Below are 26,335 nucleotides of genomic sequence, written 5' to 3' on the forward strand. Positions count from 1 at the left end.
ATAAGATGTACACGTCACGAAGTAGGTTATTGGTTTCACGTGCAGTGGTTCTTTTACTGCTAGCACAGCATGTATTGACTGCTGAAAAAAAGGTAAATAGCTATAATTTTTCTTCTATAAGGCTCCAGGACTCCTGGCAAATTAGCTGAGGGATAACATGAATAAAATTATCCATTTGCTGTTCCTGAGCGCATTGCTCTTCCTGGTGTTTACGCCAGGCGTGCTGGCAGAGGAACAAATAACAAATATAACTTACATCAGCTACGCTCCCAATGAAGCCCTTGAGAAGGCAAGTGAGACAAATGCTCATAGCGATCTCATCAAGTACACCTTCATCAATTACTATAATGCCACTTCAAATGGGATAAGTGATGAGCTTCTTCAAGCAGCTGAATCTGGTTTTTTGGAAACTCAGGATGTCATTTTCTGTGATTATATTGGAAGCACAATTCTGGGTGATCCGGTAATAAATGAGACCCTGATAAGAGCACATAATAAGGGTACGGAACTGTATACCCTGAGGACAATGGGCACTCCTCCTGATTATTTTGATTACATTTCCGATGGCAGTGCTAACGACCCCATCTGTAACTATCTCAACAACATGGGTACTGATGGCAATGGTCTTGAAAATGCGGAAAATCTGCTTCTTTATCTCGCAGTTAAAAACAAAATAACTTACATCAGCTACACTCCCAATGAAGCTCTTGAGAAGGCAAGTGAGACCAATGATTATAGAGATCTCATTGGGTACACCTTCATCAATTATTATAATGCCACTTCCAAAGGAATAAGTGACGAGCTCCTGCAAGCAGCTGAAACTGGCTTTTTGGAAACTCAGGATGTTATTTTCTGTGATTATATCGGAAGCACAATTCTAGCTGATCCGGTAATAAACGAGACTCTGATAAATGCCCATAACAGGGGTACGGAACTTTACACCCTGAGGACAATGGGCACTCCTCCTGATTATTTTGATTACATTTCCGATGGCAGTGATAACGACACCATATGCAACTATTTAAACAACATGAGTACTGAAGGTGAAGGTCTTGAGAATGCAGAGAACCTGCTAATATACCTTGTAAAAGATGACCTGAATATCCAGAGTACGGACAACGACACAAATGTGGGCAATAATGAGTTCTTATTTGTCCTGGGTACGGATTTCAATAAACTTGCCTTAAGTAATGCAGCTTCAAATGCAAACGTTTCATCCAAACTGAACATAACCATATTCACACATGACAATCCTGTACCTGAAGGCTTCGATTTCTCCAGGTATGGAGTGATCTTCATCGAGTCACAGGACGAATCTGTGGTATCTGGCTGGGATTCGAGTATAAATTCTGCCAAAGCAGGAGGCTCAAAGGTCATAGGTTACAACCTCTCATCCAATGTCACCTTCCCCAACGTTGACCTGTATTCTGATGAATACACGGACATAGAACGATACTGGGTGCAGGGCGGCGATACGAATATGGAAAGCATGCTCAAATTTATGGGTCAGAAGTTCTCTGGATCATGGAGCGGAGAAGATATCCCTGAGCCAGTGATTACGCAGGAAAAAGTGAACATGACCTTCATTATTGGTGCGGACTCAAATGCATATCATCTAAGCAATGTCATTTCTCAGAGAAAAGTGATCACTGACCGTTTCAACATAAACCTCATGAATGGTAGCAGTGCTGTTTCAAACCTCAATAATGCTTCAGACCAGGACTTTATAGTATTGTATATGATCGGCTCTGGTGATATCTCCTCGTTGATGAATGTATTGTCCGATGCAAAGAACAGTGGTACACAGATCAGCCTAGGAAGCAGTGAAGATGCATACGGGATAAGCACTATAGACACGTCCAATCCTCCTCATAATGTAATGGTTGAATATCTTGCTAACGATGGAGACGCAAACATGGAGAATCTGGTCCGTTATATGGGAGCAGAACTTGATAATGTCTATATCGAGTATTCACCTGTGGAGGCTCCATCAATTCCTGACGATGGGATCTATCATCCGGATGCTTTGCCGGAGGTTTTCAATAGCAGCACAGAATATCTGGAGTGGTATGCAAACAGAACAGACGGAGGCCATGTCTATGACCCTGATGCTCCCACTATCGGCATTGTGAACTACGAAATTCAAAAAGAGCCTATCTATCTCACCACTGACAATGCCATAATCAGATATCTTGAATCAAAAGGATGTAATGTTATCTACACTACCGATAAGGTATGTACTGATGATGTTGACTATTTCACAAAGGACGGTGAAGTACTCGTAGATGCCATAATTCATTTAAAGGCTTTCTATCTTAACTATGATGATCCTGATAAGGGTGTGGAATATCTTCAGAAATACAATGTTCCTATACTGAAAGGAATACAGGACCCATACACAACACCGGAGGAATTCAACAACAGCACTCAAGGAACAAATCTGATGAGCATTCCTGCTATGGTTACACAACCTGAAATTGATGGCTGCACTGATTTCATCTGGATAAGCGGAAGTGTGCCAAATCCGGAGAATCTCAACCAGACGTATTACCAACCTATCATGTCTCAGGTTGAATTTTTGTGTGATCGTGCAATCGGATGGGCAGAACTTGGAAGGGCCAGCAACGAGAACAAGAAAGTCAGTATCCTGTATTACAACCATGAAGGTGGTAAGGAAAATATTGGTGCAAGTTATCTTGATATCGGTTCCAGTTTCAAATTACTGCTTGAGCAGATGAAAGCAGAAGGTTACAATATAGGCAACGGTACCATACCAAACGGCAGTGAGTTCATTGACCTTTTCATCGAGAGCAGGAATGTTGGGGCATGGGCTCCTGGTGAACTTGAGAAGGTTGTAAACTCTGGCAAGGCAACTCTCTGGCCGGCTGAGGAGTATCTTGTGTGGTATAACACCTTACCTGAATCTGTCAGGGCTGAAGTTGAAGAAACATGGGGTGAAGCTCCTGGAGATATCATGGTATACGAGAACGAGAGCGGAAAATACTTCGTGATACCTACGGTCCAGCTTGGAAATGTCAACTTCATACCACAGCCAACCAAAGCCAAGCTCTCTGATGAATCACTCATATATCACAATACCTCAATACCACCAACTCACCAGTATCTCGCAACCTACTTCTGGATCAACAAAGTATATGATGCCGATGCTATCATCCACTTCGGAACTCATGGATCAATGGAATGGTTGCCTGGAAAAGAAATCGGCCTGTGGAGATATGATTACCCGTCGATATGTGCGGATGACACGCCTATCATATATCCCTATATCATGGACAATGTGGGTGAAGGTAGCCAGGCTAAACACCGTGGTAATGCTGTGATCATAGATCATCTGACACCACCGATAATAGCGGCAGGCATCTATGGTGATCTGGCCACCATGAAAGACAAGATACACAGTTATAATGAAGCCAGAAGCCTCAATGATACCTCAAAGGCAGCACTTTATCGTAACAGTACGATCGAGCTTTATACAAATCTCTCACTGGAAAATGATCTGGGGGTCTCTTCAGACGAGCTCAGATCAATGTCTGATGAGGAGTTTGAAGACTTTGTAAGTGATACCGTAGATGAATATCTCGATACACTGAAAGACACACTGATGCCTTACGGTGTTCACATCTTTGGCGTTGCACCGGAAGATGAGAAACTTGTCTCTATGGTCAAATCCATGTTAGGCGATGATTTCACAGACCATATCTATGATGTGCTGCCCAAAGATAGCGGAATTGAGGAAGATTGGGAAGATGAAGCCGATTCGGATGCCATGTTACTTTTGAATGCTACTTTGCTCAATGGGACAAACGTTTCAACTGCTCAGCTTGATGTTCTCGGTATTACTGATGACAATATCACATCTGATCTTAATCTTGGGCTGGAATATGCTGATAACCTGGGTCAGTCAGCACGTGAGATAAACCAGACCCTGCGGGCGCTAAATTCGGAATATATTGAACCGGGACCAGGAAATGATCCTGTCCGTAATCCTGATGCATTGCCAACCGGCAGGAACTTCTATGGTTTTGACCAGAGGAAATTCCCTGATGAGGAAACCCAGGTAATGGGGGCCGCCCTCGCAGACCAGCTGGTAGAGGATTATTACAACAACCATAATGGCACATACCCGGAAAAAGTCTCGTATGTCCTCTGGGCTATGGAAACACTGCGCCATGGAGGACTCATGGAAGCACAGATATATTCTCTGCTTGGGGTCAAGCCTGTGAGAGATGATGGGCGTATTACCGGTTTTGAGGTCATACCGCTGGAAGAGATGAGCCATCCGAGGATCGATGTAATGATCCACTCCTCTGGACTGTACAGAGATACGTTCCCATATCAACTGGAACTTTTCGACGAGGCTATCCGAACGGTTGCAGACCTTAATGAGACCAATGAAACTAACTATGTCAGGTGGAACTCACTGAAGATGGAAGATGCACTCATAGCAAATGGGTACAATGAGAACACAGCGCACTATCTTTCAAGATCAAGGATATTCAGTGAAGCACCCGGGAACTATGACAACGGAATGGAAGATGCAATAGCTGCAAGTAATACTTGGGAAAACGAATCCAAACTTGCCGACCTCTTCATATCAACGTCGTCTTATATTTACGGACAGGATATGTGGGGTGACGGTTACGAAGATGTTTTCACAATGAACCTTATGGACATTGATGCTGCTGTGCACAGTGACTCTACAAACCTGTTTGGTCTTCTCGATGGTGACGGGTACTACGGTTATCTAGGAACTATCGGGCTTACAGTAAGGTCGCTCACTGGAGAGACACCTGAATTGTATATAGCCAACCAGGAAAATACGGATGATCTTCAGATGATGACACTGAAGGATGCCTTCAGGACTGAGCTGCGTGCACGTAACTTCAATCCTGCATGGATTACCGGAATGATGGAAGGTGACTATGCAGGCGCCCGTCAGATGATGAAATCTATTGAATATTTGTGGGGATGGGATGTGACGAATCCGGATATGGTCACAGACTCTGACTGGAATGAGATATATGACATCTACGTCAACGACAAATATGATCTTGGTCTGGATGAGTTCCTGAAAACAGAGAACCCCTATCAATACCAGTCCATAACTGCAAGGATGCTTGAAACTGCAAGAAAAGGTTACTGGGATGCTTCCGACGAAGTGATTCAGAGCCTTGTGAAAGAATATGCGGAATCCGTAGCTAAAGATGGTGTCACCTGCTGCCACCATACCTGCGGAAATGCCTTGCTTGATGAATATATTCAGGGTGTAATGTCAGTTCCGGGTGTTGTTGATGAGGAGACCGCAGAAAAATATAAGGAACTGATGGAGGATGCTACGGAATCTTCCCCGCAGCAGTCCAGTGAGAGCAGCAGCCACAGCAGTAATGGTCACCAGACGAGTGTTGCTGAAAAACTCAACCAGACTGCTAAAACCAGCATCGAAGAATCGGTAAGCAACCAGACTGTTCAGAACTCTGATGCCGGTTATGGTGTGGATTCCCCCGAACCTGCTCCGGAAGCCCGGCAGTCTGCAGATTCCAATTACGTGGAGGGTTATGAGATGCAGAAAGAATCGCCTGCCGAGGAAAGTGAAAGTGGTGGAATGTCCTTCTCAGGCGCTGACATACTGGGAACTCTTTTCGTGATAGTAGCAGCCGGTGGAATTTATATGGGATTCAGGAAAAAGAAACTTTAAATCTTCAGTGAAATGCGGCGTAACCAGATCGCCGTATTTTTTCTTTTTATCTGATCCTGAATCCAGTTTCTCTGGTAATTCGCTCTATCGGTGCCCTTTTTAGAATTAAAGTGTGTTAATAATCTTAAATTATTTGTTAATCTCTAATATTATCTCTTTATCTAAATAGCTAATAATTCTTACCCAAAAACCGCATTTTTATGTATTTTCTCCCCTAATTCTCTGATGTTTAATCCCGAAAACAACATCGGATGCTCATTGGTTTCAGAAGTTTATTGTCTTTAATTAAAAGTCAGAATGAGAGTTTTTCATTAAACTTTTAAACTAGAAATGCATATCTTTACAAGTTTCTAACATTAATAAACTTTTGAACACCCTATCTCTGATGAGCCAGAAGTTCTGGATATTTTCTTTCAGGCACTCCGTTTTCTTTCGGGTACTCAGGGCTCATAATACCTTTTCAGGAGATCGAAAATGCAGGAAAAGTCTATAATGCTATTGGTTTTTGTTTTGTTCTTGTTAACAATGTTATCTAATGTTTTATTCTGGTGGAAACTTCCCAGAAATACGAGATCGGAAGATTCTTAAAATTCAAATTTGCAAAATAGTCCAAATTAATAAATCTTTTTCTTTTTCTGCCTATATGTAGCTTTTTTAAATGTTTATCAGTTTGTTTTAACTGAAGTCTTTTGATTCGATTATTTTAGTGTCTTTGAATCTGAAAATCGAACTGCCTTTTCGTCTAAGAGTCTAATACTACTCAATAATGGTTCTTCTTTCCATTTAAGTCCTTTTTTCTTCCTTTTTTCCATTTAAGTCCTTTTTTCTTCCTTTTTTCCATTTAAGTCCTTTTTTCTTCCTTTTTTCCATTTAAATCGTTTTTTTAAACGTTTCTTTATTTATGTGTGGTTTTTACCCGAATAGCTAACAATTGTAAGCCAAAAACCGTCTTTTATATCTTTTTCTCCCAATGCTCCGAGTGTTGAAGATACCAAACAGAATCGGCTGCTCATTTATTTGGAGAAGTTCTGGAGTTGAATTAAGAGCAATAAATCGAAAGTTAATCGAAAGTTTCCAGTTTAATCTTCAAAAACCGCCTTCTGTTTTAATGTAAATTCCGAAAATTTGCAAACTCTTAAATAAATTAGTCTGATGAGTTGGGCATCCTGATTCTTTTTCTCCCGGGGTGCCTCCTGGCTCATTATGGATTATCGGGGATAAGATGCGTACGGCACAAAGCAGGTTACTGGTTTTATGTGCAGTGGTTCTTTTGCTGCTGGCACAGAATGTATCGGCTGATGAAAATCAGGTAAATATTACTTTTATCTGTTATGACGGAAGTGCTCTTGCTGCGGCAGAGCAGTCCAATCCATACAATGCAAGTATAAATGTAACATATATTTCGGGGTATTCGGATTTTAGCAATGTCACCTTTGAAAACCAGGATGTAATCTTTTCCTACATGCTCTGGAATCAATTTGAATATATCGGGGACGACCTCGAAAGTGCTCATGAAAACGGGACGGCACTCATAGACATTACGTCTGTGATGGACCCGACATATATTAACACTTCATCTTATGATCAGATCTTTTCCGGGACCGAACCATACAATTCTACTGAAGAGAAATTCTTCTACAATATGGGTTCCAGAGGAGTCCTGAAGAAAAATGCTGAAAACTTCCTTATCTATCTAGCAAAAACTTACGGAGACAAACCAGAGCTTACAGCCAACTGGACTTATCAGGATCCTATAGAGTTTCCGGACGCCGGGCTTTACCATCCTGATGCCCGCTCTCTTACTAACGAATCTCAGCCCGACTGGTTCGAAAACACAACCGATTATCTTGAGTGGTACTCTAACTCAACCAGCGAAACCGAATCAAGGCATATTTACGATAAGAGCAAGCCAACCATAGGGATATGGTTCCATGCTTCGGATTATACCGGAGATAACCTTGAAGTCATAGATGCCCTTATCCGCGATCTGGAAGGGAAGGGCTGCAACGTAATTGCAGGTTTTGACACTTTCAATGATATCCACAAGTTTTACTTTGACGAGAACGGAGAACCTCTTGTCCAGTGTGTGATTTCTCTTAAGAGTTTCCGCCTGAATTACGATGACCCTGACAAAGGTGTACAGGAGCTCAAAGACCTTAATGTTCCCGTCCTCACGGGACTGGTTGTCAACAATCCTGCTAATTCTACCGATATAGCTGACAGCAACAGGGGCATCCCAAGTAGCGAGGTTGTATACAAGACCCTGCTCCCAAGCATTGACGGTATTTTCGAGTACATTGTAATAGGAATCGATAATTACGACTCAGAAACCGGTGAAAGCAACTATGAACCCCTGCCTTCCCAGATTGACTGGATATCAAACAGGTCGATCAACTGGGCGGAGCTGAAGTTAAAGGAGAACCAGGACAAGAAAGTAGCTGTCATCTATTACAACTACCCATCAGGAAAAGACAACATAGTCGCAAATTACCTCAACGTCACTCAGAGCATGCTTGACCTTCTCAACGCTATGAACGAGAGCGGGTACCAGGTTTCCGGAATTCCGGCAAATGACAGTGCCCTTCTGGAAATGCTTCAGGCTCAGGGTATCAATGTCGGTTCCTGGGCTCCCGGAGTTTTGAATAAAATGGTCGAAAACAGGACTGAATGGGGGCTGCAACTCATACCCATGGAGACTTACAGAGAGTGGTTTGAATCTGAAATTCCTGAAGACCTGAGAGCCAACGTGACAGCTGAATGGGGAGAACCCTGGTCTGAAGATCTGCCTCAGGATAAGAGTGTTATGATCTATGAGAATGAGACCGGAAAATATATCGTAATTCCTACGGTGCGTTTCGGAAATGTCTGGCTCATGCCTCAGCCTGCCAGGGGAACAGGGCAAAACAATGACACCCTTTACCACAGCAATGTTGTACCACCTACACACCAGTACATAGCTTTCTACCTCTGGCTGAACCACGACTGGCAGCCTGATGCGCTTATTCATATGGGAACCCACGGCACGCATGAGTGGCTTCCGGGTTCTACCTACGGTATGAACAGGACGTCTGACTGGTCTCCTCTGCTGCTGCAGGATCTGCCAAACATCTATCCTTACATAGTTGCCAACGTGGGAGAAGGAATAACTGCGGAGTACAGAGGAAATGCCCTGATTATCGACCACCTGACTCCTACTCTTGAACGCAGCGGGCTTTACGGAGGCTTGCTTAACCTCTCAATTGACGTCCAGCAGTACTACGACCCAAGCATTACTGCCCAGACCAGGGCAGGGTACAGGCAGGCAATAATTGACGAGATCTCAGCTCTAAACCTCAGTGTCGATCTGGGAATCGAGAATGTAACCGCTCTCCAGGATTACAGCGAAGAAGAATTTGGTAACTTCGTCAAAAATACCCTTCATGAATATCTGGAAGATGTAAGTAACGAAAATATCCCATACGGGATGCACATTCTCAGCCGTGTTCCGGGGACGAACACTACAGACCCCGAGAAAGATGAGCTCTCTGCAATGGTAAGAGCTATGCTTGGAGGAAGCTTTGAAGATAATGTCACTGCCGCCTTCTATCCTGAATCTGCTTATCCTCTCGGAATTCCGTTAAATGACACAAAAGTTACTCAGCTCGTCTGGGAGGTCGTAACCAATAATACAGGCGTTTCCGATGCACAGATTGATGTCTACGGGGAAACCAACAGTTCTGTTACGCTTGACCTTGAACTTGGACTCGTGTACAGGGACCGGCTTCTTGACTGTGATGTGGAAATTGACGAAATTCTTTCAGCCCTTAACGGCGGGTTCATCTCTCCGGGTTCCGGGCTGGATCCGATTATGAATCCTGATGCTGTGCCTACAGGGCGCAACTATTACAGCATAAATTCAAAGCTCTATCCTTCAGAGGCGACCTGGGAAGTCGGGAAATCTCTAGCAATCCAGCTGCTTGAGGACTATTACAGCGAGCACGGGGAATATCCTGAAAAAGTTTCATTCTCAAGGTTCGGGGTGGAGTTTATTGCTGACCATGGAACTCTGGAAGCCGAAATTCTTTACCTGCTTGGAGTAAAGCCTGTCTGGGACGAGTACGGGTATGTGACTGGAGTTGAAGCTATCCCTGAAGAAGAACTGCTTCCGAATTATGATACCTCAAAGCCGGGCAGACCGCGCATTGATATCGTCTACACAACCGCAGGCATGAGGGATGCTTTTCCGGATAAGATCAAAATGGTAGACAATGCTGTTAAACTTGCAAGTTCTCTTCCTTCCGTAAACTATCCCAACTACGTTAACCAGAGCTCTGCTACGCTTTATAATACCCTTGTTGAGGCAGGATATGACAGTGAGACTGCAGCAAAGCTCTCTACGATGCGCTGCTTTGCGGTAATGGACGGCACTTACGATATCGGTGTTGCAGATGCGGTCAGTGCAAGCGGGACATGGGAAAATGAAGAAGCTATTGCAAACGTCTACCTGAGCAAAATGGGATATGCTTACGGAGAGGATTTCTGGGGCATACAGTGCAGAGAACTTCTCGAAGGCAACCTGAAAACCGTTGAAGCGTCGGTGCATTCGTCCTCTTCAAACCTGTACGACTCCCTTGATAACGACGACCTCTTCCAGTACTTCGGCGGCATGAACCTTGCAACGAGGTATCTCAGTGGCAATACTCCTGATATGTATATTTCGGATACAAGTGACCTTGATGGAGCTCAGATGGTTGGAATGCAGGAGTACCTCAGCAAGGATCTGCGGGCCAGATATTTCAATGACAAATGGATTGAAGGGATGCAGAGTTCCGGATATTCAGGCGGCAGCATGATGGCCGAATTTGTGGACAACCTTTTTGGCTGGGAGGTAAGTGATCCTGACCTTGTAGACGACACTGTCTGGCAGCAGGTGTACGAGACCTATGCCAATGACCCTTCCATGAAAGAGTGGTTCCAGCAGAATAATCCGGATGCTTACCAGTCCATAACTGCCAGGATGCTTGAAGCTTCCAGGCATGGATACTGGACACCCTCGGAAGATGTTCTCGAAAGCCTTGCAACGGAATATGAGGAGTCTGTAGCTGAGAACGGGGCTGCATGCTGCCACCATACCTGCGGAAATCCACTGCTTCATGAGTTTGTAAGCGGAATGGTATCTGTTCCGGGATACGCTGAGCAGGTGGAAGCTGCAACTCAGGCGGAAACTGAGACGGAAACTCAAAGCAGCAGCCACAGCAGCAAAGGTCACCAGACAAGTGTTGCTGAAAAACTCAACCAGACAGCCAGAGCAAGTTCGGAATCCCAGGAAAGCAACCAGACCTCTTCAGCAACTTCAGGGGATTCGAGCAGCAATCAAACTTCTCAGGACTCAGATGCAGGATATGGTATGGATTCTTCAGAGCCTGTTCCCGATGTCCGGCAGTCTTCTGAATCCGATTATGTGGAAGGCTATGAGATGCAGAAAGAAAGTCCTGTAACTGAAGACGAAAGCGGAGGACTCTCTTTCTCCGGCTCTGATATGGTCGGAATTCTCTTCGTGGTAGCTGCAGTCGGTGGAATTTATCTCGGATTCCGTAAAAAGAAGATGTAAATGAAATTTGGAAGGGGGTAATCCCCTTTTCTTTTCATTTGAAAACAGGACTTTTATTTTTTGATTTCTCTATTTTCTGCACTGTTTTTTTTTCTGTACCGTTTTCTGTACCGTTTTCTGTTCTTTTTCATCCACTATTTACTTTTCTTCAAGTTCTTTGAAATATGGCTTGATATCCAGTACAGGTGTCCCGTTGATGGCATCCAGCCCTTTTACATGGAGCACGTTGCCCTCTACCTTTAAAAGATCCACAATGGTGAGACCTATTCCGTTAGGGCGGTATGGGCTTCTGCTCGCAAAGACTCCTGACATCTCTCCGTCATAGCGGCGGCGGTGAATCAGCTTATAACCTTCCGATCTGCTGAAGTAAAAGAGGATATACAGTTTTTCAAGCTCTTCTACCCTGTAAAGGCCGTCTACCAGGTCCTCTCTCAGGACAATTTTTGAAACCTTCTGGTAAACTTCTTCATTATACTTTGGCTCAAGATAATCGTTCTCCACATAGCCTATAGGAGTAAACTCAATTTTTTCTTGAGTATTTTCTGCGTTTTCACTCATTTTTTGCCTCAAAGCAGGAGATGCAGACTACCTGTCCGTTTTTTACTCTTCCCAGAGGTTCCATGAACCCTTCTCCGCATTTGCTGCATATTATTGTGGGGTAGATTATGGCTTTTTCCGGAGGTTCGACTTCAATTTCAGTGATGCTGAAAAGCTCTTCTTCCGGCATATCCAGAATTCTCTGGCTCTTTGCCGCATGTGAAGCCCTGAATTCTTTTGTTTCTTCCGGGCTTGCAGTACCTGCTCTTATTTTTGCGAAGAGTGCGGTGTGTTTTTCGTCCTGGGGGAGAGCATCTGGCTTCAGGGAAATTCTCAGGGCTTTTTTGTCTCCTCTCTTGAAAAACGTGTATACATGCTTTCCGTTTTCCTTAAAAATGAGGTTTCCTTTCCCGCATGTACAGCCGTTGATTGCCTGAATAGCGTCCACTGCACAGGACCGGTTTTCCACAACTGCAACAAGTTCTTCGTCTTCGCTCCTGTCTTTGAAACGATTTGCAGCCAGCGTAGCTACTCTATATCCTATCGAAAGACCAGGGCAGACATGTCCGTGGAACTTTACAGCGGTATCGAAATCAGCGTTATTGAAATCCAGGTTTTCAGCTCCTATCTCCATTATTTTCGGATATTTTTGAGGAATTTAACGAGTCCGTTTCATATTCTCTGAATACTATTTATAAATTTTGTATTTAATTGATGTTACAAAAAAAATCCTATGTATTAATTCAAGCTTTTAATTAAATATCTCTATGATGCTGTCTACCGAAAATATCCGAAGCTGAAACTGTGCAGTCTGGATAAGGAAAGGTCTGAAAATTATGAAGAAATTATTTTTAAAAAAGAGCTCAGAACTCAAATTATTCTATAATAAGGATAATAGGGACCATTTGTTTCCTGTCCAGGTCCCTACTGATGATCCAACCCCGTAGACTGAGAGGAAACCCATAACTCTCAATCTCTATTACTTTTTTACGGTTTCTAGTTATATAACATAAACGACGTGAAATATTGGTTAATATTCAAATTATAGATACTTCTATTTTTTTTCCTATATTCAAAAATTTGTTCTATATTAAATTATTTGTCGATATCAAAAGTTTCAATCTCATTGAAAATCCTCTCTGTGGTTTTATGTGGTTTTATTTCTTTTTCAATTCTAAAAATTTATTTCAGGATTTGAAAATCTACAATTTAATTTTTTTGAATCAATTGGGTTTTATCTGGTTTTTCAGACTACAATTTCTCCAATCAAAAAGTCTTTATTTCATAAGTTCTCATAATTCTATAGAATGATCTCAACTGTCTGAACTTATTCAAATTAAATCAAAATATTTTCTTAAAGTTCTCTCTAAAATAAGGTAGTTTTTACGGAAAAGATCTCTTCAAAATTGCCGGTGTTATAATTGGGAGCCGTTTGCCACCTCTGATTCGGCTCCCAATTGTGTGATTCAACCCCTACGATTAAGAGAAAAACCCCTTAACTCTTAATCGTCAACTTCCTCTTTATGTTATTGAGGTATATAACCTATACGACCTCAAAATTTACTTCCCATTAAATTATTTCGCAGCCTCAAAATCAAGTTACTTTGACTTGAAAATAGTATCTTACATTCTTAATTTTAATGATTTTTTACTCTGTAATATTTGTTTAAATCTATACTTTTCTCTCCTGATTGTATATTAAAAATATTTATTTAACTTTATACTTATATAACCTGATTGTATATCTAAATTTTCTTCTACAAATTAGTGAAAGTTTTTTATCCAATTGTTAATGCTTTTAAAAATTACTCGCTAAAAATACGAAAGGTACTTATTGAGTTTTCACTTATACATCGAAGATATGAACAGCCCGCTTCTTGAACTCATTTTCCTCTCCGAGAAAAGGAAAGATCTTCTTTTATTTTTAAAAGAGGGCCCCAAAAATATTGAGGAAATAAAAACATATCTGGATGCCAGTGCTGTGGCTGTTCTTCCGCAGATTAAAAAATTGAGGGACAACTCTCTGGTATTCAAGACCGAAGATACTTACATTCTGTCTCCTCTTGGCATAGCGGTAACTGAGAGAATGCAGGCAGTGACGAGTTTATTAAATGTTTTTGAAACTCACTATGAGTTCTGGGCAAGCCATGCAATTGAATGCTTACCCGCTTCTTTAAGGAGCAGGATTGGAGATCTGGAGAACTGTACTTTCTCCGAACCACCGGACTGGACTCGCCTCTTTGAACCTCACAGGGAATTTGTGGAAAAACTTACAATATCGAGAAAGATAAATGGTATTTCCTCCATTTTTTTCCCTCTTTATCCGTCTCTTTTTCTTTCGTTTGCAAAAAATGGGGCGGAAGTTTCTCTTCTTGTGACTCCGCCAGTTTATGAGCGAATAAAAGGGGAATACAGGACGGATTTAAGGGAATTTCTCAGTCTCGATAATACATGCTTCTATGTATGTAATGAAAAAATAGAATTTTCTCATGTTGTCACTGATAAGTTTCTCTCTCTAAGCCTTCCTTTTTCAAATGGTATTTATGACCATACTCGGGACGTTCTGTGTTTCGAACCTCTTGCCCGTAAGTGGGGAGAAGACCTCTTTGCTTACTACAGGGACAGATCCGAAAAAATAACAGATATTTGAATTTCTTCAATCCGGCAGTATCTCCTAAATAACTGGACCTGCCGGAAGATAGCTATAAATCTGTCTCTGATTATCAATTATGTTATGAAAAATGTTCAGGAAACCGCAGAAAAGATCCGGACAATGGAAATCCGGGGCGCAGGCAGGATTGCGAAAGCTGCAGCTGAAGCCATCAGGGATTATGCTTCAGGGCTCGAGGCTGATTCAATTGAAGAATTTGCAGCCCGAATCAGGGAAGTCTCAGATTACCTTATCAGTACCCGTCCTACAGCCGTATCCCTTCCTAACGCCGTAAAACTCTCTTCCAGATTCTCTTCTAATAATGTAGAGGAAGCCAGGCAGGAGATAATCACAAACTCCAATCTCTTTATCGAAAGAGCAGACCGCGCACTTGGAAGAATAGGAAAAATAGGGTCACGAAGAGTTCAGGACGGGGATGTAATAATGACCCACTGCAATTCCCATGCTGCACTTTCCATAATTACAACGGCTTTTGAAGAAGGGAAAAAAATATCGGTTATCGCTACCGAAAGCCGCCCAAGGCGCCAGGGTCTGTTGACAGTCAGGCACCTTAACGGTTTTGGCATCCCTACAACCCTTATTGTGGACTCTGCTGTACGTTACTATATGAAAGATGTGGATAAAGTAATAGTCGGAGCTGATGCAATTGCGGCAAACGGCGCTCTCGTAAACAAGATAGGGACTTCTCAGCTTGCCCTTGCCGCCCACGAAGCCAGAAAGAGCTTCATGGTAGCTGCTGAGACTTTCAAATTCAGCCCGAGCACTATTCTGGGAATCCCTATAGAAATCGAAGAAAGATCCGCAGATGAAGTTGTTGATCCTTCAATCCTTGCAGATTTACCTCATGTGCAGGTAAAAAATCCGGCTTTTGACTTTACCCCTGCCGAGTATATTGACATGATCGTTACTGATATCGGCATTATCCCGCCAGCTATGGCGTATACCGTAATAAAAGAGCACCTTGGATGGGAGATAGGGGAAATTTAACGATATTTTTTCCCATATTTCTTTTTCAGGACTTTCTTCTGATTTCTTTCTCTAATAATCCTTTATCATTCCGTCTGTAATCCTGAGAACCCTCGAACACTCTTTTGCGACCTCAGGGTCGTGAGTTACTACAAGAATCGTCTGCCCTTTCTGGCTCAATTCCTTAAAAACCCGAACAATGGAATCCCTTGTTTTGCTGTCCACCTCTCCCGTTGGCTCATCTGCGAGGATCAGGGCAGGTTTATTCGCAAGTGCCCTGGCAATAGAAACCCTCTGCTGCTCTCCACCTGACAGCTCTGTGGGTTTATGGTTCAACCGGTCTCCCAGACCCAAATCTTCAAGCAGGGCTTTAGCCCTTTCTTTTCTTTCTTTTTTTGGCACCCTGGAAAATCGCATGGCAAGTTCAACGTTTTCAAGGGCAGAAAGTGTAGGAACGAGGTTGTAATGCTGGAATATGAAACCTATTTTTTCCCTTCTCACACGCGGAAGCAGCTTTTCGGGCACTGAGGTAAGGTCTATTCCGTCAAGGATTATTTTTCCGTCAGTGGCTTTTTCAAGCGTGCCGATTAGAGCCAGAAGAGTTGATTTCCCCGAACCCGAAGGCCCCATGATAGCAAGAAGTTCCCCTTTCCTTACGGTTATGCAGGCACAGCGGAGGGCGTGGACAGGAATTTTGCCCTGCATATAGGTCTTGGAGAGGTTTTCGACCTGCATTATGATTTTTTGCTCTTCGTTTCCCAAATTACTTTTATTCTCTTCTCTTCCAGGCCTTTTCTCAGTTTTGAACCCTTGTTCTCCGATTATGACTTCAGGCATGCTTCAAAGCCTCCATAGGACTCATTTTCGAAGCCCTGTAAGCCGGATAAAGCCCTGAAAGAGCGCCTATAAGCAGGGCAAAAAGCATTGCAATTATAAGGAGCCTCGGAGTTATCAGGAAAAGCACTATTCTTGTCGTTGCAAGCCACGCGTTCATAATCTGGACAGCTCCGACGCCAACAATAATTCCAAGAATGCCACCTAAAAGGCCCATCAATGAAGCTTCTCCAAGTGTCAGGAGCAGGATATCCCTTGTTTCTGCACCTATGGCTTTTAAAATTCCGAATTCTCTTGTTCTTTCGGCAACGGACATCAGCATCGTATTCATCACGCAGAGCCCGCCTATGATTGCTGCAAGGAGCCCTGAACTGATGGTTATGACGCTGAATATCATAAATGACTGTCTTGCCTGAACTTCGAGTTCTCCGGGGGAAAGAGTGCTTGTGCCTTTTACGCTTAATTCGATGCGTTTGGACAGCATCTCTGCGTCCACCCTCTCATCAGGTACGGCAAAAATATAGGATACCGAATTTCCCACACTGTAAAGGTTCTGGGCAGTTTCAAGAGGAATGATCACAGCGTTGTCAAAAATAGAGCCGGTATAATCAAGGATTCCGACAACGGTAAAATATTTGTCGTGAATCTCGAACTTGCTCCCAATTTCAAGTCCGTATTCTCTCTTGATATTGTTTCCTACCACCACGCTGTAAGAGTCTCCGGGGTTGAGAAAGCGTCCTGCCTTCAGCTCCACGGGGTATAGAGCAACGCTGGACTTTTCAGGAGGGACTCCAAGGATCTGTTTGCCTGTCATGCCCAGCTTATCCTCATCAAAAGTAGTCATCAAAAGACCGTAAGCATCTTTTACCCCGGCTACCCGCAGGACATCGCTGACCTTATCGTCCGTAAGCCCTCCTCCAAAAACTCCGCTTTCGGCAAAAACTCTGATCTTATCGCTGGTTACACTCATGGAACGCTCAAATGTCTGATGGAAATTTTCAGACATAGCGCCCATAACTATAACTGCAAAAATCCCGAGGGCTATCCCGCAGATTGTCAGCGCACTCCGGATTTTCCTGTTCGTTATGTTTCGAATGATCAGGTCAAACATAATGATCTCGCAGACAGATGATTCTTAATCCGGCTAATTCTAAACAGCTACCTGGATTATTCTTTTTTCCAGATTTTTCTTCTTTGCAGCACGGCTACAATGCACAGGAAAACTCCAGTTGCTGCCTGAAAACTGAACGCAGGAGACTCTTCAGGAGGGGTTACTTCCGCTACGGGCTCAAAAACCCTCAAAACCGTTTCATGGCTGTCGAGGACTTCGCCATCCAGGTTTACCGCATATATTTTTACATTATAATCCCCTCGGGGAACTCCCTGCCAGATAATCCCTACAGTATCTTCTTTTCCTGCGGTAAGGATATCTGCGGTTTCTTCAAAAACCTGCGCTTCTCCTTCTTCAGGAGTCAGAACAACTCTAATAATTCCGTTAAAAGGAACCTGTGACCTTCCTATTACTGTAACGCTGGCTCCGTATTCGTCCACATCGATGTCAGAATCAAGGATTTCTACCTTTTCTGCTGCCCTGAATTCCGATATATATGCAGTAGTAAGTTCAGGGGAATGGGAATGTACTTTCAGAAGGGCTGTATAATTTCTGTCTTTTTCGAGGAGGAAGGGCCAGTTAATTGCTTTATAATAGGCATCGGTTACAGGGACATTTTCCAGTCTTTCTGTGTATATGACATCCGTGCCGGAAAGGAGTTTCATGTCAAGGTCTACCATGCCAGGCTCAGGCACCTGAACATATCCGAAATTTACGGAACTTGTGAGGGACATCAGAACCGAAGCTTTTTCAGAGTCTGCAGAAAAATCCACAACTTTCAGGTTTGAAAGATACGCGTTCCGGTAAGAAAAAGAGGTTTTCCGGGTTTCGAGAGTTTGATCCCCGTCCTTTATAAAAAGCTGTGCTGTATAAGAGTCTCTATCCTTTGCGAAATCCTCCGGAATCCCCCAGAAAACAACTTTTGTGATCTCCTGCCCCGCCTGTACCGAGCCAGAGTCAAAGGTTTCCGTTTTAAGAATTTCTTCTCCTGAACTCAGGGTAAAGACAAGGGATATATTTTCGTGGGGTTCTTCAAACCTGACCATTGCATCGCTCAGGTCGTGGTCTGAAAAAAAATCAATAATAACTGTGCCCTTTTCTCCGGCAGTTTTTTCGTTTACTGCCCCATAAGCAGGATTTATCTGGGCGCAGAAGAAAATAAGAAATAAAGTTAGAGAAAATAAACGAAAAATGAATTCTTTCAGTCCTGAACAGTTCTTTTTTTCTGGCAGGCTCAAGCCCGGTTCCTCCTCTTTTCCAAAAACTGCAGAGAATCAGAGCCGGTAGCTCGATAAGGCTCTCTGCAATATGAATGTATGTAGGAACCTCTATGTTTAACTTTTTGATTTCTTCGTTGTTTTTTGGTTTTCAATGTTGCCAGAAGAGAACCACAAATTTACTTCGATCTGTTTCAGGCTTTTATTTTTTTGCTGTTATCCAGGTTCCGCAGGAGACAGGAGATTTTTTTGGGGCCTCTCCACCCATGATCTCTCCAAGAAGGGCAGGATTTCGGGCATCCATTACGAGGGCATCGAGCTTGCAGCGTTCTATAATCTTTGCAGCTACAGGGTCCACAGGTGATTTTGAGCCTGCCTTCATCTCGATTGCCATTACAATGCTTATGAGTTTTTCAGGAGAGATTTTATCGAATTTGACCGCATTAGGGTCGCAGTTCGGGTCTGAAGAATAAACTCCGTCAATTGAGGTTGCAATTGTCAGCAGGTCTGCCCGCAGGTATTCTGCAAGGATTGCAGCGACCGCATCAGTTGTCTGGCCGGGTGTAACTCCTCCCATTACCACAACTTTTCCTGAGGTCATGGCTTTTGAGGCTTCAAGATAGTTAGAAGGAACTTCAGGATAAGCATCCTTCCCGAGCGCCGCAATAAGAAGCCTTGCGTTCAGGCGTGTGATCTCAATGCCTATGTAGTCGCAGGTTACTTCGTCTGCACCCATCGCGCGCGCAGCACCTATGTAGTCCCGTGCTGCTTCTCCTCCGCCAGTTACTACAAGCAGTGTATGTTTTTTCGATATGTCGCGCAGGACATTTGCATATTTTAAGAAACGATCCGGATCAAGATTTTTTGCGAGAATTGAACCGCCTAGTGAGAGTACTATGAGCATGATGATCTCTACACATTGACAATTCGGATTTTTAAATGTATCGCTGAATACTTTTTCCTTAAGTTCACGTAAATCTCCTATGTACTGCAACACTTAGCAAGAGTTAAGTAAAAGCACCATTAAGTATTTATAATAACATAATATTAGAATATAACTGACTAATCAGTCAATTCAAGAGATAATACATGAAAGAACAGGTCAAAGACAAAAAAACAGCAATTATGGAAGCTGCCCTGAAACTCTTCACTGAAAGAGGCTTCCACGGTACATCCACTGCCCAGATCTCAAAAGACGCAGGTGTAGCCACAGGCACCCTTTTTAATTACTTCCCCACAAAAGAAGACCTTATAAACAGCCTGTATTTTGAGGTTAAAGGAAACTTAAGCCAGGCTATGGGGAAAGGTCTCGAAGCTGAGAGTACCTTCCAGGGCAAATTACGAAAAATATGGTCAAATTTAGTCAAATGGGGAGTAGACAATCAGGAAGAATTCCTTTTTGTCGGGCAGTTCTGCACATCTCCCTATATCACAAAATTTACGCGTGATGAAGTGATGAAAGAGTATGTCTTTCTTCATGATCTTGTGGATGAAGGAATAAAAACTGGAGAGATCAGAGATTTTCCTGCAGAGCTGGTCATTGCAATGTTTTACCAGGGCAGCAGGACGATAGTGAACTTTATACTTGAGTCAGATTCGTTAAAGGATCAAAATAAGGTTTTAGAGTATGGATTCCAGATTATCTGGAAAGGTCTGGCTAGAGAATAAAATTTTTTTCGTCCTTCACGTGAGTGAGCAGTCAATCATATTTGAGATGAATATTTAAATAACATTAAGCATTCTGGCGATTGACTGGTCAGTCATCAACCCAATTCACGTTATAATGAGCTTATCTCAAAACTCAAAATTACCCTTTGTGGAAATTGAGGAAATTGAATCATTGCTAAGGAAATATCCCAATATCTGTTCCACTATAGCTAACATGAGAATAAATTTGTGGATGAAAATAAAAGAGGAGATACATACGATGAAGAAAATATCAGCGCTGGCCCTCGTAATAATGACGGGAATCTTACTATCCGTCTGCGGATGCACAGACAGCAACACGACAAACGGTGATGTAAGCAGCACTCAGGCAGAAACAGAGGACAATAGTGCCAATGCTGCTGCCTCAGAAGAAACCACCAGTCCGTCATATACTGAAACGGAAAGTGAGGATCAAACACAGATGGATTCAGCACCAAAAAAAATTCTTGTGGCTTATTTTTCACATTCCGGCAACACTCGTGAAATTGCCAACCAAATCCACGAAAACGTCGGCGGGGATATCTTTGAAATTGTGACTGTAAATCCGTATCCTGCTGATTACGATTCAGTGGTTGACCAGGCAAAGCAGGAACAGGAAGATAACTACAGACCGGAGCTTGCAACAGAAGTTGAGAACATGGACTCCTATGATGTAGTTTTCGTTGGTTATCCTAACTGGTGGGGAACTATGCCGATGCCTGTGTTTACATTCCTGGAAGAATATGATTTTTCCGGGAAAACCATCATACCGTTCTGTACTCACGAAGGAAGCGGCCTTGGAAGAAGTGTTGAAGACATCACCGATCTTTGCCCGCAGTCAACTATTCTTGATGGTCTTGCAATCAGAGGATCAAGTGTAGAAACTGCGCAGGGTGATGTATCTGAGTGGCTTCGTGAAATAGGAATGGAAGAATAAATGAGGAGAACTCTTTGAATCGGAAAATCCTGTTCAAACTGGCCATTGACCTCTTTATCGCAGTTCTCATGCTGGCAGCCATGGCTTCCCAGTTAACCGGAAACACGATCCATGAGTTGTTAGGAGTTTCCCTGCTTGCTTTATTTATTGTCCACAATGTTTTGAATCGACGATGGTATCAGAAAGTTCTAAAAGGAAAGCACAATGCACGCCGTGTTCTTAATACGGCGATCAATCTGCTTCTTCTAGTAAATATGATATTGCTGGCGGTAAGCTCTGTGATGATTTCCCGTACCGTGTTTGCTTTTATTCCGGTAGACGGCGGTTTGATTGCACGGCAGATGCATATTCTGGCCACATATTGGGGTTTTATCCTCATATCTATACACATAGGAATGCACTGGAGAATGATTATAAGCGCGGCTAGAAAGATACTGGGAATTACTGCTCTGAACTGTTACAGCAGATTTGCACTGCACGTCATGGCAGTGCTGGTTGCTGTATATGGAGCTTATGCTTTCTTTGCCAGAGAAGTTGGTTCCAGGCTGATTTTGTACTATACATATTCCTACTGGAACTTTGATGAATCAGCCATTTTTTTCTTCACGGATTATCTTTCCATCATGGGAGTTTACATCTGTGTGACTTATTATGTTCTGAAATTTGTTCAGAACCGAAAAAAGCAGCTCCTATCAAAGAATAATCAATAATAGCGGTGAAAGGGTGAAAGTAAAAATAAAAAATGAGGCAAATAAGAGATGTAAACATAATAGCCCCGGAAATTGGTGAAACAGTCCCATTAGATTCAGATTCAGACCAGCACATGCCTCCAGCTTCATGGTGGGATATGCCAACTGAAATTTAAACAATTATTTGGAGAGCTGGGGCAAAATATTAATTTTTCTCTATTCGGCAGGTCGACATTTAATTTTTGATACCTTTTGATGATGGCGATTTTGAAATAATATCCTGCAATTGTGTGTATTTATCAGGTTTACACATGACCAATTATTGATCTCTCATATTAAACTTCAATGAAAAAATGCTTAAGTGGTTATATAAGCCGTGAGAGTTGAACCCCCTGTTAACCAGTTTTAAAAATAATATCTAATTATCTAAAGTTCTAAAACGATATCATTAACTGCATTCTGCCTTCTAATGTCGACCCCTCCGAAAGTAAATTATAAGTGATCTGTTCATATATGTTAACGTTCTAATGAGAACGAAATCGAAATAAACGGGGGGAAGAACACGGGAACTGATCTTGGGGTAAGAGTACATGGACAGGGAAAAGCTGATTAAACTATCGGGCCTGAATTTAGGCATTGCCGCTGCCAACATAATTACTTTTTCTCCAAGATTGATCGGACTACAGTTGTTAGGGGCCAGTGCATTGGAAACAGCCCTTAGCATCACATTCATCTTCTTGAGCCTCGCCGGGTTAAGTTACGGTAATTACGAGCTCCTTACCAAACCAGAGAAAGTAGTTCAAACCAATAAAATCTGGACGGTGGAAGATTATATTGAAGAACTGAATATTCACAGGGGGCTCAAAACATTCGAAAAAACCGTTGACTTGCTGCTCGATCAGATTGAGCGGCTACAGAAAAAGAATAAAACTATTCGGGATATCCTTTTGCAAATCTTCAGTGCCTCAGAGATGAGCTACAAGAAATTTGATACAGTCATTGCCGAGGTGGAGAAGATATTCTTTATGAATATCCGCAGCATCCTCAATAAATTTGATGCATTCGATGAAGGAGACTACAATTTCATTAGAAAGAAATATGAAGACGGGACTTTTTCTCAGGAACTTGTGGAAGAAAAGTTCAAAGTTTATAGTGAGTATATTAATTTTGTGAAAGCTGCCACTGAAGATAATGAGCAGATCCTGCTAAAGCTTGATAAGTTGCTACTGGAGATCTCAGGCTTAAACAGCATAGAGAGTGGGCAACTGGAGCAAATGGCTGGCATGATCGAGATCGATAATCTGATTAAACAGGCAAAATACTATAAGAATTGAAGAGGGAAGCATTGGCATGCTGAACGAAGGCAACAAGAAAGTAATTTTGAAGATAATGGGAGCAGCAGTTGCAGTATTTATCTTAGTTTATCTGGCGATTACTATAATTGGACCCGATGAGAGCGGACCCGACGAAAGTAGACTCAATGAGAGCGAACCCGATGAGGGAGCAATGGATGACATCATTAAAGACATCAATGTGAATACAGTCCAGCATTCTATGGGTCATGTCCTCGTTCCTGCAGACCTGAATGATTCCCTGACTGAAGATTTGCCTGATATCTCTAAATACCCGACGCAGGTTAATAACAGCACACCCAACTACATCGAAATATTCTCCTCTACAGAAAAAGCTGGCACCGGTACTGATGGCTGGCTGACAGAAGTTGCCAGGGATTTCAATAACGCGTCAATAATGATCGACGGCAAACAGGTATCTGTAAGGCTCAGAGGAATCCCCTCCGGGGAAGCTGCCGACTATATTAGCTCCGGTAAGTATTTGCCGGATGCTTATACGCCGTCCAATGAGCTCTGGGGCGAGATGGTCATCTCCAAAGGGGTCAAAGCCGAGTTAGTGGAGGAAAGACTTGCCGGCAATGTGGCCGGGATCCTGCTCACTAAATCCAAGAAAGAAGAGCTGGTAAACAAATACGGGGCAATCAATACCAGGACGATTGTCGAAGCAGTCTCGAACAAGGAACTATCGATGGGCTATACCAATCCTTTTGCCAGTTCAACCGGGCTAAACTTCCTGATCTCAACTTTATACACATTTGACAGCAGCAACTTATTGAGTGACAAAGCAAAATCAGGATTTGAGAGCTTTCAGACCAATATTCCCCTGGTTGCCTATACCACTCTGCAAATGAGAGAATCTGCCAAATCAGGTGTTCTGGACGGTTTTGTCCTGGAATACCAGACCTATGTGAATACACCGGATATCAGGTATTACGAATTTACTCCCTTTGGGTTCAGACATGACAGCCCGATGTATGCCATCGGCGAACTATCGGAAGAGAAAATGAAAATTTTGAACGAATTCGTTGAATTCTCCCAGCAGGAAAAGTATCAGACCCTGGCTACCGAATATGGTTTTAATGGCTTTAATGAATACCAGTCCGAAGCTGAACCCGTCAGCGGCGATGTGATCTTCCAGGGTCAAAAACTCTGGAAAGAAAAGAAAAAACCTATTTGCGCAGTATTTGTTGCCGATGTCTCCGGCAGCATGATGGGCGAGCCGCTCAACCATTTGAAAGATTCATTGCTCAAAGGTCAGTACTACATCGGCGAGGACAATATGATTGGCCTGGTGTCATATTCCAACGATGTCAATATCGATCTGCCGATTGCCAAATTCGATCTGAACCAGAGAGCCTTGTTTGCCGGAGCAGTTAATGATCTGGAGGCCGGCGGCACTACAGCAACCTTCGATGGGATTGCTGTCGCCATGAAGATGATCCAGGATCAGCGAGCTACAGATCCCAGTCTGAGACCGATTATATTCGTTCTCAGCGACGGCGAGACCAATAGAGGCCATTCGCTGGACGACATTAAAGGCATAGTGGAGGACACTGGAATACCTATATACACAATTGGCTATAATGCGAATATCCCGGCATTGCAAACTATCTCCAGCATCAATGAGGCTGCCAGTATTAACGCAGATACCGATGACGTTGTTTATAAGCTGCGCAACCTGTTCAACGCTGAAATGTAAATTCAGGAGTGGCTAAGATGGCTTTTACTATGGAGGTGCCAGATGAAGAGGCAATCAAGAGTGAGGTAGAGGAACAAGTCAAACCAGTATCGGAGGAAGTAGCCCAGCTTCAGGCTGTAGCGGAGAGAAATGTTGCGGAAATTCTGACCCTGGATATAGATGAATTTGCCAAAAAGAAGTATATCCTCCAGTCGATCGAGTCTTTTGGGGCTGCCTCGATGAAAAGCTCGGCAGCTAAAAATTCTTTGCTGCAGGTGACAGTTGGGAAACTGTCCAGAGACGGTGATGAAGGCGGTGTTGTGGCAAAAGGTTTAATGGACTTGAACCGGGAATTAAAAGACCTTGATCCCAGCCTTATTGATTTCACCAAAACCGGCGTCTTAGGCAAGTTTTTCAACCCTATCAGGGACTATTTTGACAGATACCAAAAAGCAGATTCGGTAATTGCGGATATCATTGTATCCCTGGATAAAGGGAAAACAATTCTGAAAAATGATAACACTACTCTGGAGATTGAACAGCAGGCATTACGCAATTTGACTAAAAAGCTAATGAAAGAGGTCCAGCTTGGTACCCTGATGGACAAATTGATTGAAACGCAGATCGAAGCGGCTAAAGGCAGGAACGAAGATCCGGAAAACGTTAAATTTGTCACTGAAGAAGTCCTATTTCCGCTGCGGCAGAGGATTATGGATATGCAGCAGATGATCGTCGTCAATCAGCAGGGCGTAATGGCAACAGAGATTGTTATAAGAAATAATAAGGAACTGATGCGCGGTGTAGAAAGGGCAAAAAATGTGACGATTTCCGCTTTGAAGACCTCAGTGATGGTTGCCGGGGCTCTCTATAACCAGAAGATTGTCCTGAAGAAGATCCAGATGCTCAATGAGACCACGAATAATATCATCAGCAGCACCTCGCAAATGCTGAAGAAACAGGGGGCGGAAATCCAGGAACAATCAATGGAAACCAGTATCTCTGTAGAGACGCTGAAGACTGCCTTTGCCGATGTCATGGAAGCACTTGATTCTATCAGCACCTATAAGCAGGAGGCTCTGCCCAGAATGCGGGATACTATCAATCAGTTCAGGGAATTAGCCGCCAAAAGCGAAGAACAGATTCAGCAGCTGGAGAAGGGTCATAAACTGGAGCTTGGCTGAAGAAAGCCGATTCTGCCATTGTTTTCAATTTTTTCATTCTATCTCTTTTTGCAAGGCTTACTTTTATATAGCATTAAATCTTACGTACTGACTGATCAGTCACTCGCATTGACCGATTGAGTAAACGGTTAAGAAAGAATATCATGAAAATTTTAAAGAAAATAAAATCA

General features: G+C 42.9%; 16 protein-coding genes. 10 read left to right on the top strand and 6 right to left on the bottom strand.

Annotated elements, in window-relative coordinates; all coding sequences use genetic code 11:
* The first annotated feature begins 157 nt into the window (after positions 1-157).
* Together PLL47_RS02350 and PLL47_RS02355 are read left to right on the top strand one after the other, a co-directional pair.
* Entirely contained in the window at positions 158-5,716 is a 5,559-nt protein-coding gene (locus tag PLL47_RS02350) for a cobaltochelatase subunit CobN (RefSeq protein WP_324444360.1), read from the top strand.
* Between the two features lie 1,222 nt (positions 5,717-6,938).
* Complete coding sequence (locus tag PLL47_RS02355; RefSeq protein WP_324444362.1) at positions 6,939-11,306, top strand: cobaltochelatase subunit CobN; 4,368 nt, start codon at positions 6,939-6,941, stop codon at positions 11,304-11,306.
* Between the two features lie 138 nt (positions 11,307-11,444).
* Here the strand turns inward: PLL47_RS02355 and tsaA are convergent, their stop codons facing one another.
* The gene (gene tsaA / locus PLL47_RS02360) at positions 11,445-11,864 is read right to left on the bottom strand and encodes a tRNA (N6-threonylcarbamoyladenosine(37)-N6)-methyltransferase TrmO (RefSeq protein ID WP_324444364.1); all 420 of its coding nucleotides are present in this window, start codon (positions 11,862-11,864) and stop codon (positions 11,445-11,447) included.
* Positions 11,857-12,477, bottom strand: a complete 621-nt coding sequence (locus PLL47_RS02365) for an FmdE family protein (protein ID WP_324444366.1) — start codon at positions 12,475-12,477, stop codon at positions 11,857-11,859. The genes tsaA and PLL47_RS02365 overlap by 8 nt, the downstream gene beginning before the upstream one ends.
* Positions 12,478-13,704: 1,227 nt before the next feature.
* Between PLL47_RS02365 and PLL47_RS02370 the strand changes: the two genes are divergently transcribed.
* Both PLL47_RS02370 and PLL47_RS02375 read left to right on the top strand, forming a co-directional pair.
* The gene (locus PLL47_RS02370) at positions 13,705-14,493 is read left to right on the top strand and encodes a helix-turn-helix transcriptional regulator (RefSeq protein ID WP_324444368.1); all 789 of its coding nucleotides are present in this window, start codon (positions 13,705-13,707) and stop codon (positions 14,491-14,493) included.
* Between the two features lie 84 nt (positions 14,494-14,577).
* Positions 14,578-15,501 carry a ribose 1,5-bisphosphate isomerase gene (locus PLL47_RS02375; protein ID WP_324444370.1) on the top strand — a complete coding sequence of 308 codons (924 nt, stop codon included), beginning with the start codon at positions 14,578-14,580 and terminating at the stop codon, positions 15,499-15,501.
* Positions 15,502-15,552: 51 nt separating this feature from the next.
* Here PLL47_RS02375 and PLL47_RS02380 read toward each other — a convergent pair whose 3' ends face one another.
* From PLL47_RS02380 to pyrH, 4 genes are all read right to left on the bottom strand, one after another.
* Positions 15,553-16,215 carry an ATP-binding cassette domain-containing protein gene (locus tag PLL47_RS02380; RefSeq protein ID WP_324444427.1) on the bottom strand — a complete coding sequence of 221 codons (663 nt, stop codon included), beginning with the start codon at positions 16,213-16,215 and terminating at the stop codon, positions 15,553-15,555.
* A gap of 94 nt (positions 16,216-16,309) precedes the next feature.
* Complete coding sequence (locus PLL47_RS02385) at positions 16,310-17,425, bottom strand: ABC transporter permease (protein ID WP_324444372.1); 1,116 nt, start codon at positions 17,423-17,425, stop codon at positions 16,310-16,312.
* A gap of 56 nt (positions 17,426-17,481) precedes the next feature.
* The gene (locus PLL47_RS02390; protein ID WP_324444374.1) at positions 17,482-18,663 is read right to left on the bottom strand and encodes a hypothetical protein; all 1,182 of its coding nucleotides are present in this window, start codon (positions 18,661-18,663) and stop codon (positions 17,482-17,484) included.
* A 181-nt stretch (positions 18,664-18,844) separates the two neighbouring features.
* On the bottom strand, positions 18,845-19,546 hold the full coding sequence (pyrH, locus tag PLL47_RS02395; protein WP_324444376.1) for a UMP kinase: 702 nt from the start codon (positions 19,544-19,546) through the stop codon (positions 18,845-18,847).
* Between the two features lie 185 nt (positions 19,547-19,731).
* On the opposite strand from pyrH, the gene PLL47_RS02400 reads away from it, so the two are divergent.
* From PLL47_RS02400 to PLL47_RS02425, 6 genes are all read left to right on the top strand, one after another.
* Complete coding sequence (locus PLL47_RS02400) at positions 19,732-20,310, top strand: TetR/AcrR family transcriptional regulator (protein ID WP_324444378.1); 579 nt, start codon at positions 19,732-19,734, stop codon at positions 20,308-20,310.
* A 259-nt stretch (positions 20,311-20,569) separates the two neighbouring features.
* Positions 20,570-21,265: a flavodoxin gene (locus PLL47_RS02405; protein WP_324444380.1), complete on the top strand. Its 696-nt coding sequence runs from the start codon at positions 20,570-20,572 to the stop codon at positions 21,263-21,265.
* 14 nt (positions 21,266-21,279) lie between these two features.
* Positions 21,280-21,975: a DUF4405 domain-containing protein gene (locus PLL47_RS02410; RefSeq protein WP_324444382.1), complete on the top strand. Its 696-nt coding sequence runs from the start codon at positions 21,280-21,282 to the stop codon at positions 21,973-21,975.
* 569 nt (positions 21,976-22,544) lie between these two features.
* The gene (locus PLL47_RS02415) at positions 22,545-23,288 is read left to right on the top strand and encodes a hypothetical protein (RefSeq protein ID WP_324444384.1); all 744 of its coding nucleotides are present in this window, start codon (positions 22,545-22,547) and stop codon (positions 23,286-23,288) included.
* Between the two features lie 16 nt (positions 23,289-23,304).
* A complete protein-coding gene (locus tag PLL47_RS02420; RefSeq protein ID WP_324444386.1) occupies positions 23,305-25,005 on the top strand; it encodes a vWA domain-containing protein in 1,701 nt (566 codons plus the stop codon).
* A gap of 17 nt (positions 25,006-25,022) precedes the next feature.
* The gene (locus tag PLL47_RS02425; protein ID WP_324444388.1) at positions 25,023-26,165 is read left to right on the top strand and encodes a toxic anion resistance protein; all 1,143 of its coding nucleotides are present in this window, start codon (positions 25,023-25,025) and stop codon (positions 26,163-26,165) included.
* Positions 26,166-26,335: the final 170 nt, after the last annotated feature.

The organism is Methanosarcina sp. (genome assembly GCF_035390745.1).
Lineage (GTDB): Archaea > Halobacteriota > Methanosarcinia > Methanosarcinales > Methanosarcinaceae > Methanosarcina.